The following is an 8964-nucleotide window of genomic DNA, read 5'->3' as shown; positions in this document are numbered from 1 at the left end:
TGCACTAGAGTTACCTATCTTATATGTGGGAACAGGCGAACAACCCGAAAACTTAACCCCTTTTGACAAGTATGAGTTTGTCGAGAGCTTGCTTGATGCTATTTTTATAGAAGAAAACTAACATTACACTCTACAAAAATAGCTTCAGCATATAAACAATCATTCCAAATATGACAATTTGTCATATTTTCATCATCTTCAAAACTATAAGTGTATAATTCTTCAAATACCTCCAAAAGGCTAAAAAACATGTCTAAAAAAAAGATTCTTTTTGAGTGTCAGCACTGTGGTTTAACAACTCCTAGATGGATGGGAAAATGTACAAACTGCGGAGCATGGGACTCTTTTGTAGAGCTTAATGAGCATCAGCAAGAAGTTGTAAAAAAGACAAAATCAGCTTCTAGTTCCTCTGCAAAAGCAAAAAGCATCAACGATATAAAAGAGGAAGAAGTATTTAGATTTAGTTCCGGAAATATTGAGCTAGATATGGTGCTTGGCGGGGGCGTTGTTCCCGGCTCTCTTACTCTTATAGGCGGAAGCCCGGGTGTAGGAAAATCAACCCTACTTTTAAAGGTAGGCGGCGATATAGCCTCAAGCGGAAAAAATGTTCTTTACGTAACAGGAGAGGAGTCGGCAGGTCAGATAAAGCTTCGTGCAAATCGTCTAGATGCAAATCATAACTCCTTGTATCTGCTAAGTGAAATAAGGCTGGAGCAGGTTTTAACAGAGCTTGAATATCGTAAATATGATTTTATAATTATCGACTCCATTCAAACACTCTACTCTGAAAATATCTCATCTGCGCCCGGTTCGGTTACACAGGTCAGGCAGATTACTTTTGAGTTGATGCGCATCGCAAAAGAGAAAAATATCGCCATCTTTATTATAGGACATATCACAAAAGAGGGCTCAATTGCCGGTCCAAGAGTTTTAGAGCACATGGTAGATACAGTTTTGTATTTTGAAGGAGACTCCTCGCAAGAACTTAGAATACTCAGAGGATTTAAAAACCGCTTTGGACCGACAAGTGAGATAGGCGTTTTTGAGATGAGAGGCGATGGGCTCGTCTCTGCGACAGATGTTGCATCACGCTTTTTTAATCGCAACTCAGAGCAAGCAGGTTCTGCTTTAACGGTTATTATGGAGGGTTCTCGCCCCATAATATTAGAGGTTCAAGCGCTTGTATCAGAGTCTCACACGGCAAACTCAAAAAGACAAGCTACAGGTTTTGATACAAACAGACTAAACATGCTCTTAGCACTCTTAGAGAGAAAGCTTGAGATTCCTCTCTCTGGCTATGATGTCTTTATAAACATTACCGGCGGCATAAAAATAAGTGAAACCTCTGCAGATTTAGCTATTTTAGCTGCAATCATAAGTAGTTTTAGAAATCGTGCAATCTCTAAGCAAACAGTTTTTATAGGAGAGGTTTCTCTAGTAGGTGATGTTAGAGAGGTGTATGCCATGGATGCTAGACTAAAAGAAGCAAGTATGCAAAATATCTCAAAGGCACTAGTTTCAAAAAAGCCTCTTGAAAAATCAAATATCAAAACTTTTATCGTCGATGAAGTTACAAAACTTCTTGAATGGTACTGATTGCTTAGACATTAAAATCTGTTTTAATGTATTCATTGTATAATTTTAAAAATTTTAAAGGAATTATTAAATATGGACGCACAAGTAAAAAGTGAAGAGAAATACGCCAAACTATCAATTGCATACGAAACAAAAGAGGAGTGTGAACTAGTCTGCTCTACGGTTGATAAAATTATTGCAAAGTATGATATAAAACCTCTGACATATACATGTAATATATCTGATACGAAAGATGTTATGGTTATAGAGTACCAAGATGACGTAGATAGAATTGTGGGTGATATATTTGAGGAGATTATAAAAACTCTCGATATCCCTATTTGTGATTAATTGCACTTATTTAGATAATAATACATTTTTTGATATACTAGCAAAATAAAATCAAGGAAAAACCATGGCTGCTGAAGAGAGCAAAGAAGAGAAGAAAAAATCAAGTAAGATGTTAATGATTATTATCATTGTTGTTTTAGTGCTCATTGTCATCGCTGGTGCCATAGTTACTGTTCTTTTATTGAGCGAAGATGATAAGAGTGCAAGTATTCAACAAAATACTTCTCAGCAAGTTCAACAAACTCAACAAAGCACATCATACAGAGCCAATAGAGACTCTGAAGAAACGGTTTCAAGAAAATTAAGTGAGATTGGTATTTTATATCCGCTTGATACTTTTACCGTCAACTTAAAGAGTGATGCAGGTCGCCGTTATCTAAAAGCCACTATCTCGCTAGAGCTAAACGGAAAAGAGCTTACTTCTGAACTTGACAATAAATCTCCTGTTGTAAGAGATAGAATTATAAGGATTTTAACATCCAAAACCCTAGAGGAGATCTCCTCTAAAAAAGGGAAACAAAAAGTCTCAGAACAGATTATTGATACATTAAATTCAATGATAACAGACGGAAGCATAAAAGGTATATACTTTACAGAGTTTGTTATTCAGTAAATGATAGGTATAGATCTTATTAAAACATCTCGTATGAGAGGTCTTATTGAGCGCTTTGGAGAAAAAGCTCTTAAGAGATTTTTATCGTCATCTGAAATAGAGCTTGTAAAAAATTATAAAACTGCCTCAGGTTTTTGGGCTGCTAAAGAGGCATGCGCAAAAGCTCTTGGCGTAGGAATCGGTTTAGAATGCAGTTTTAAAGATATGATAATATATAAAACAGCAAATGGTGCCCCAAAACTAAAAGTATCAGATAAACTTTTAAAAAGATTTAGTATTTTAAATATTAGTCTCTCTATTACGCATGATGGGGATTACGCCATCGCGGTTGTTGCAATAGAATCAACCGCCACCGACAAAATCAAGTAGTTCTAGCTTATCCATATCTTTTAAGATATGGCTCTCCCAACTATTTTGTTTCACTATATCCATATTTACGGCAGCTGCCATAACCTTACCGCTTAAATTTAACTCTTGAATAACTCTCTTTAAAGTTATGTTTTGAGAAAATTCTTTTATCTCGCCGTTAATTATAAGTTGCATATACTCTCTTTTTTACAATAATATCTTACTTTGTTGAATATTCGATAAAATTAAAGATATAATATTCTACCAAAAAAACTTAAAAGTGATTAATATGTTAAATTCTAAAGAGTTATTGGCACATACAAGAAATTTGTCTCTCCTTTTTGCGGAAGACCAAGATGATTTTAGAGCTAACACAACAGAGATACTTAAAACTTTTTTCAATAAGGTGCATAGTGTTTCAAACGGTGAAGAAGCCATAAGAAAATATAAAGAGTTTTATAAAAAAGAGTCTAAATATTATGACATTATTCTCTCAGACATTCAGATGCCGCGTGTCAATGGAGTAGAATTGGTAGAAAATATTTACTGCATAAATCCACACCAAATCATAATAATCGTATCGGCTTACGACGATACAAAATATCTACTTCCACTTATCAACCTAGGCATAGAACGTTTTATTAAAAAACCTATTGACTATCAAGATCTTTTAAAAGTTCTATTTAATGCATCTAAAAAATTAATTTCATCAAAAAAAGAGGATTTTGATACAAATCAGTCTTTGATAAAAATAAATAGCTCCTCTACCTTTAATAAAAAAACAAATATATTGCAGGTAGACGCAAAAATAGTAATATTAACAAAATATGAGATTATATTTTTACAATTTCTTAGTGACAATGTAGGTATGATATACTCAAACGAAGATATTACCAATCACTACAGTGAACTCAATGAAAATTTAGATATCGCAAATATAAGAAAACTTGTCTCAAAACTTAGAAAGAAGCTGCCTGAAAACTCTATTGAGTGTATTTATGGAATTGGTTACAGAATAGTACCGACTCTATTCTAATCTGTTTTGCCAATGCTTACAATAGAGAGTATTGGCTGATTTTTTTAAAAGTTTGTTCTTTAGTCTGTGCTTTTTAGCTATTTGGTAGTCGGGATAACTCCTATATATCCCTCTCCTTTTATATTTTGGATAAAGGAGTCGGGTAGAATTTTCTTCAGATCTCTCATCGTAGATAAAATCGTACTATGTGAGATATCTTTACCCTCCCAGACATAATCTCTTAGCATATCGAATGTGACTAAACTATTTTGATTTTTTATTAAAATGTATAAAAACTTTTTTTGTGTCAAGCTGAGCTTGGAAGGAGTCTCATCTTTTAGTAATGTGCGATTTTGTAAATCATATCTAAAGCTATCATTAAGCTGTATATGACAATTGCTTGATTTTTTTGGATTACTCCGCAACATTCTGGCTTCAAGCTCGGCTAAATCAAAAGGTTTTTTAAGGTAATCAGCGGCTCCTAGTTCAAAAGCTTTAAGCACTTTTTGTACATCTGTCAGGGCACTTATAAAAAGAGTTGGGGTTGAGATATCATTTTCTCTAATATACGTAAGAACTTCAAATCCGTCAATTTCAGGAGTGTTTATATCTAGTATCAGGCAGTCGTAATCATGCAGATTAGCATATTTTAGTAGCTGCTCCCCATTTTCAAAATCATCTACCTTATACCCTTTGATATTTAAAAACTTTTTAATATTCTGCCTTAGATGCAGTTCATCTTCCATTAGTAATATTTTCATTTTATTTGCGGTAATTTTATTTTCATACAAAATAATTCATTATTCGTCTCGGCAACAATATTGATATCGTTCTTTTTACATATTGACTGGACAAGTTCAAGACCGATACCAAGTCCGAAAATTTCCTCTTGCTGGCGATTATATTTTTTAAATATCTTTTTAACATCTATATCTTTAGATGCCTGATTGCAAATTAAAAATACCCATTTATCCCCTTTTTTACTGATAGATATATTTATTTCGTCATTTTCTTTTGTATATTTAATAGCATTTGAAATAAGGTTGTCCAAAACTCTACCCATCTCCTCTTGATTTAGTAAAATTGGCATCTGTTGCGGCATATTTATGTTAAATCTCAAAGAGCGGCTCTGGGCTGCTAAGCTGAAATATTGGACTCTTTGATTAAGAAGCAGACTAAAATCAAAAATACTTTTTTCTCTTATTTTATTGGAGTAGCTGATTGAGTAGTATAAATCATCATAGATATTCTGCAGAGTCTTACATGCGGCAAGCGACATTTGAGTATAGCTAGTTTTTTTATATTTCAACTCCTGCATCTGCATAGCCGAACTTATGATGCTAAGAGGTGTATATAGTTCATGGAACGACTCCTCCATAAGCCTTTTTAAATTTGCAAAGAGTCTTGCTTTTTGCAGATGTGTCCCAACTCTGGCAATAAGCTCTTTTGGATGAAACGGCTTTGCTATATAGTCGGTAACACCTGCTTCAAACCCTTTTACGACATCCTCTGTAGTATCTTTTGCTGTTAGAAAAATTACTGGAATATCTTGAGTAAGCTTATTTTGCTTTAGCTCTCTAAGAACCTCATAGCCATCTATTTGAGGCATTATTACATCAAGCAAAATTAGCTCTGGATGAAAATTTTCGATGATTTTTAGCCCCTCTTCCCCATTTAAGGCAACTCTTATATCATAGTTGTAGGGAGAGAGAATCTCGCTAATTAGCGAGAGATTTTCTTCTCTATCATCAATGATGACTATTTTTGACCCTAACGACTCTTTGCGTATCTCTTTTGGCTGGGAACTTTTTTGTGCAACATCTTTTGCAATCTCCTCTTTTTTGGAAGATAAAAGAGTGGCTATCTTAGAAGCTGCCCTCTCCATGGAGATAGCCATTTTTTTTTGATCTTCACAAAGGTCCTCTTCATCCTGAAATATTTGTGAATATCCCAAAATAGTATTTAAACTATTGCGAATGTCGTGTAACATTTTTGAGGTCAATACTATAGAGTCCATAATCATCCATTTTAAAAACATTAAGGCTATTTTACCAAAATTAGCCTATTTTGCATTCTTTTTGCATTCTTGTTTGATTTAATACACTCAACAGAGTTTATTAAAAGAGTAGTAATGGAAAAATTAAGACTTCTTATAGCTGATGACGATGAAGACAATCGTTTAGTTTTAAGAGCTACATGCAGAAATTTGGAATGTTTTGAGATTAAAGACGCAGTTGATGGTCTTGAAGCTGTAGAGATTGCGGAGTCATGGCATCCTCATATTATTTTGATGGATATTATGATGCCAAGAATGGATGGTTTTGAAGCGTCCAAAATTATAAAAGAGAGATATCCTCAAACTGTTATTATCGCAGTAACTGGCGTTCTTGATTCTCGTGTTGAAGATAAGATGAGTCTAGTAGGTGTCGATATATATATCAACAAGCCCATAGACAGGGAGCTAATTCGTTTTAAACTTCAAAGTATTGCTTCCTCATTTCGTTTGAAATTAGGTGGTTTTAAAGACAGAAATAAAAAAATAATACTAAACCCTTTTAATTCAGACATTCCTTCGTACAAAACTATCTTTGACATAGTTGATGCAGAGGCGATGATGGAGTTTGGCATGTGGCTCTTTGACAGATACAACGGCAAGGTTACAGCAGTATCAAGCAAGTTTGACAAAGTCATTGAACTCTTTTACAAGCTCATGAGCAAAGGTGGCAAGATGACTATTATAGTCGAAGAGAGCTATGAAGAGTTTTACATCACAATGAAGTTTGAAGAAGCAATCGTTTTAGAGCAAAAAATCTTAGGTATGCTCAGTGAGTTTGGAACAGAGGTTATTGTCCAAGAAAATATCTTATGTGCAAGATTAAGCAAGCCTATTGAGAGAGAAATAGCTGCACAAGATCTATTACAGCAGATGCAAATAAAGAGAACTTCAGCAGAGAATATAAAAATTCAGCATACAAATGAGAGTGTAAAAGAAGTCAAAGTTATTGAATCCAAAGAGAGGGTAAAAGAAGTCAAAGTTATAGAACCAAAAGAGAGCATAAAAGAAGTAAGAGTTATAGAATCCAAAGAGAGAGAGCTTCTGCATCAAAGTTTTATCCGTAAAACAAGTGCAGCAGATTATGTTGATGAAATAGGTGATATTTTAGATGAGATTCTTGAACTCTCAAGCATAGACGAGGAGTGGAGAGAGGGACTCAACTTGATTGAAAAAGATCCTTCTGAGAAAAACTTTATAGATTTTGTTGATTCTGTTCTTAATATCTATGTTCGTGTTATCAATAATCTTTTTGAGTTTACCGCTCTTGCTTATGCACTTACTTCTTTGGGAGTTTTTATCAAAGATAGCGCAAAGATTCTAAGTAAAGATAGTTCAAAAACAAAAACAATGATTATGCTTTTTGAACATTTAGGTGAGGATCTTACTTCGTGGAGAGAGCATATATTTGTTTTACAAGATACGGCGGATATTCATTATCTTGATAGTTCATTCTTTAGTTCGTGCATGCAGATAGAGGGAATTATCTCTAACAAAGAAGTAAGTGCGGATGATGAAGATTGTATGGAATTTTTTTAAAAAAAACAAGGAGAGAGATAAATGGCAAAAAAAGTAATTATTGTTGATGATTCAAGAGCGGTTATTGCAACGGCGGAATTGGCTTTGGAGGGGATGATAAATTCTAAAACAATAGAGTTTAAATCTTATCTAAACCCAATGGAACTTTTAGAGGCACTACAAAATGGAAGTGAAAATTTTGATCTTCTTATCAGTGATGTAAATATGCCTCAGTTAAACGGGTTGGATCTTGCACGTGCTATTAAAGCAGACGAGCGATATAAAAACAAACCGATTATCATCTTAACAACGGAGAGTTCAAACGAAATGAAAATGAGTGGAAAAGAGATAGGTGTTACGGGCTGGATGGTAAAGCCCTTTAGTGACGACAAACTTGTAAAATCTTTACAAATGGTCTTAGGAGTCTAATTATGGATAAAAATACAACACAGTCAAGAAGGGAGAGATATCTCACTTTTCATATAGGAAGCGAGCAGTACGGGATAGCGATAAACAGAATCAAAGAGATTATCGCAATGATGAGCATAACAAAAGTTCCAAATATCCCAGCATACATGAGAGGGGTAATAAATTTACGTGGTTCGATTATACCAGTCGTTGATACAAGGCTTCGTTTTAACATGGAGCATAGAGAGTCAGATATGCACACGGCTATTATTATCGTCGAGGTACAAAAGATTAGTATCGGGTTTATCGTAGATAGAGTCGAAGAGGTCTCTTCCATCGAATCATCAAGTTTGAGTGAACCTCCGAAATTCGGAAGCTCAATTGATACGGATTTTATATGTGCAGTTGCTCAAATAGAGGATTACGTAGTGATGATTTTAGATGTGCTTAAGCTTTTTGAAGCTGATGAGCTGGTCGGTATTGAACAAACACAAACACAAGGAGAATAGAGATGAATTGGTTAGAAAATATGGTTTTACAAACAAAGTTAATGTTACTTACGGGTATTTTAGTGATAGCTTTAGCTATTTTGGGTTGGATGGGATATAGCGCAACCGTAAATTGGAAAACAGATGTAGATGAGATTGGAAACTTACGAACACCTTCTCTTATGAATGTAGGGACAACTAGAAATGGTATCCAGTTAGCAATTATTCAACAAAATAGAGTGCGAGGACTAAAAGAAGATCCAGATAGAACAGCAAAAATAAATAATGCATTAGAACAGATTAATGCAGCATTTGAACGTGCTGATGGTGGTATAAAAGCTAATGAAGCACTTGAGCAATCAGAAGCAGTAAAAGTTGAATGGAAAAAGTTTAAAGAGGGATATGCAGGGTGGCTAGCAGAATCAAAACGCTTTAATGCTAATATAGAAAAGATTATCAAAACGAGAGACCTTGAAGAAGTTGAAACACTTTTTCAAGAGCTGACACAAAGTATAGAGAGTGTGCGTCCCGTTCGTACAACAATGCTCAATGCTATCCAAGAGGTTTATAATATCAACAGAGATGCTGTTAAAGA

Annotated in this window: 13 protein-coding genes; 10 read left to right on the top strand and 3 right to left on the bottom strand. The window is 34.5% G+C overall.

Annotated elements, in window-relative coordinates; genetic code table 11:
* Positions 1 to 16 precede the first annotated feature (16 nt).
* The 5 genes from M0Q17_RS09705 to acpS all read left to right on the top strand — a co-directional run bounded on the left by M0Q17_RS09705 (position 17) and on the right by acpS (position 2908).
* Positions 17 to 121: a hypothetical protein gene (locus tag M0Q17_RS09705; protein WP_295086343.1), complete on the top strand. Its 105-nt coding sequence runs from the start codon at positions 17 to 19 to the stop codon at positions 119 to 121.
* A gap of 128 nt (positions 122 to 249) precedes the next feature.
* Positions 250 to 1596, top strand: a complete 1347-nt coding sequence (gene radA, locus M0Q17_RS09700) for a DNA repair protein RadA (RefSeq protein WP_295086341.1) — start codon at positions 250 to 252, stop codon at positions 1594 to 1596.
* Between the two features lie 72 nt (positions 1597 to 1668).
* Positions 1669 to 1926, top strand: coding sequence for a hypothetical protein (locus M0Q17_RS09695; RefSeq protein ID WP_295086339.1), 258 nt, complete (start codon positions 1669 to 1671; stop codon positions 1924 to 1926).
* A gap of 64 nt (positions 1927 to 1990) precedes the next feature.
* The gene (fliL, locus tag M0Q17_RS09690) at positions 1991 to 2539 is read left to right on the top strand and encodes a flagellar basal body-associated protein FliL (RefSeq protein WP_295086337.1); all 549 of its coding nucleotides are present in this window, start codon (positions 1991 to 1993) and stop codon (positions 2537 to 2539) included.
* On the top strand, positions 2540 to 2908 hold the full coding sequence (gene acpS / locus M0Q17_RS09685) for a holo-ACP synthase (protein WP_295086335.1): 369 nt from the start codon (positions 2540 to 2542) through the stop codon (positions 2906 to 2908).
* Here acpS and thiS read toward each other — a convergent pair.
* Positions 2882 to 3082: a sulfur carrier protein ThiS gene (gene thiS, locus M0Q17_RS09680; protein WP_295086333.1), complete on the bottom strand. Its 201-nt coding sequence runs from the start codon at positions 3080 to 3082 to the stop codon at positions 2882 to 2884. The two genes, acpS and thiS, sit on opposite strands and share 27 nt — an antisense overlap.
* Before the next feature lie 94 nt (positions 3083 to 3176).
* Between thiS and M0Q17_RS09675 the strand changes: the two genes are divergently transcribed.
* Positions 3177 to 3923: a response regulator gene (locus tag M0Q17_RS09675; RefSeq protein ID WP_295086331.1), complete on the top strand. Its 747-nt coding sequence runs from the start codon at positions 3177 to 3179 to the stop codon at positions 3921 to 3923.
* Positions 3924 to 4000: 77 nt separating this feature from the next.
* Here M0Q17_RS09675 and M0Q17_RS09670 read toward each other — a convergent pair whose 3' ends face one another.
* Positions 4001 to 4663, bottom strand: a complete 663-nt coding sequence (locus tag M0Q17_RS09670) for a response regulator transcription factor (protein ID WP_295086329.1) — start codon at positions 4661 to 4663, stop codon at positions 4001 to 4003.
* Positions 4660 to 5919 (bottom strand): response regulator, encoded by a 1260-nt coding sequence (locus M0Q17_RS09665; RefSeq protein ID WP_295086327.1) that lies wholly within the window; start codon positions 5917 to 5919, stop codon positions 4660 to 4662. Before M0Q17_RS09665 ends, M0Q17_RS09670 begins: the two co-directional genes overlap by 4 nt.
* 114 nt (positions 5920 to 6033) lie before the next feature.
* On the opposite strand from M0Q17_RS09665, the gene M0Q17_RS09660 reads away from it, so the two are divergent.
* The 4 genes from M0Q17_RS09660 to M0Q17_RS09645 form a co-directional block, all read left to right on the top strand.
* Complete coding sequence (locus M0Q17_RS09660; protein WP_295086325.1) at positions 6034 to 7494, top strand: response regulator; 1461 nt, start codon at positions 6034 to 6036, stop codon at positions 7492 to 7494.
* Positions 7495 to 7515: 21 nt separating this feature from the next.
* The gene (locus M0Q17_RS09655) at positions 7516 to 7902 is read left to right on the top strand and encodes a response regulator (RefSeq protein ID WP_295086323.1); all 387 of its coding nucleotides are present in this window, start codon (positions 7516 to 7518) and stop codon (positions 7900 to 7902) included.
* Between the two features lie 2 nt (positions 7903 to 7904).
* Positions 7905 to 8390 carry a chemotaxis protein CheW gene (locus M0Q17_RS09650; RefSeq protein ID WP_295086321.1) on the top strand — a complete coding sequence of 162 codons (486 nt, stop codon included), beginning with the start codon at positions 7905 to 7907 and terminating at the stop codon, positions 8388 to 8390.
* Positions 8391 to 8392: 2 nt separating this feature from the next.
* On the top strand, positions 8393 to 8964 hold a 572-nt coding region (locus M0Q17_RS09645; RefSeq protein ID WP_295086319.1), incomplete at its 3' end, for a Tar ligand binding domain-containing protein.

The sequence above is a fragment of the Sulfurimonas sp. genome (assembly GCF_023229105.1).
Taxonomy (GTDB): domain Bacteria; phylum Campylobacterota; class Campylobacteria; order Campylobacterales; family Sulfurimonadaceae; genus Sulfurimonas.
This window is presented reverse-complemented; position numbering and strand designations above follow the sequence as displayed.

What these genes read in the sequence shown, in the direction of transcription:
- fliL (WP_295086337.1), top strand. Translation starts at nt 1,991, where the DNA reads ATGGCTGCTGAAGAGAGCAAAGAAGAGAAGAAAAAATCAAGTAAGATG.
- acpS (WP_295086335.1), top strand. Translation starts at nt 2,540, where the DNA reads ATGATAGGTATAGATCTTATTAAAACATCTCGTATGAGAGGTCTTATT.
- M0Q17_RS09695 (WP_295086339.1), top strand. Translation starts at nt 1,669, where the DNA reads ATGGACGCACAAGTAAAAAGTGAAGAGAAATACGCCAAACTATCAATT.
- thiS (WP_295086333.1), bottom strand. Translation starts at nt 3,082, where the DNA reads ATGCAACTTATAATTAACGGCGAGATAAAAGAATTTTCTCAAAACATA.
- M0Q17_RS09655 (WP_295086323.1), top strand. Translation starts at nt 7,516, where the DNA reads ATGGCAAAAAAAGTAATTATTGTTGATGATTCAAGAGCGGTTATTGCA.
- M0Q17_RS09665 (WP_295086327.1), bottom strand. Translation starts at nt 5,919, where the DNA reads ATGGACTCTATAGTATTGACCTCAAAAATGTTACACGACATTCGCAAT.
- M0Q17_RS09675 (WP_295086331.1), top strand. Translation starts at nt 3,177, where the DNA reads ATGTTAAATTCTAAAGAGTTATTGGCACATACAAGAAATTTGTCTCTC.
- M0Q17_RS09650 (WP_295086321.1), top strand. Translation starts at nt 7,905, where the DNA reads ATGGATAAAAATACAACACAGTCAAGAAGGGAGAGATATCTCACTTTT.
- radA (WP_295086341.1), top strand. Translation starts at nt 250, where the DNA reads ATGTCTAAAAAAAAGATTCTTTTTGAGTGTCAGCACTGTGGTTTAACA.
- M0Q17_RS09660 (WP_295086325.1), top strand. Translation starts at nt 6,034, where the DNA reads ATGGAAAAATTAAGACTTCTTATAGCTGATGACGATGAAGACAATCGT.
- M0Q17_RS09670 (WP_295086329.1), bottom strand. Translation starts at nt 4,663, where the DNA reads ATGAAAATATTACTAATGGAAGATGAACTGCATCTAAGGCAGAATATT.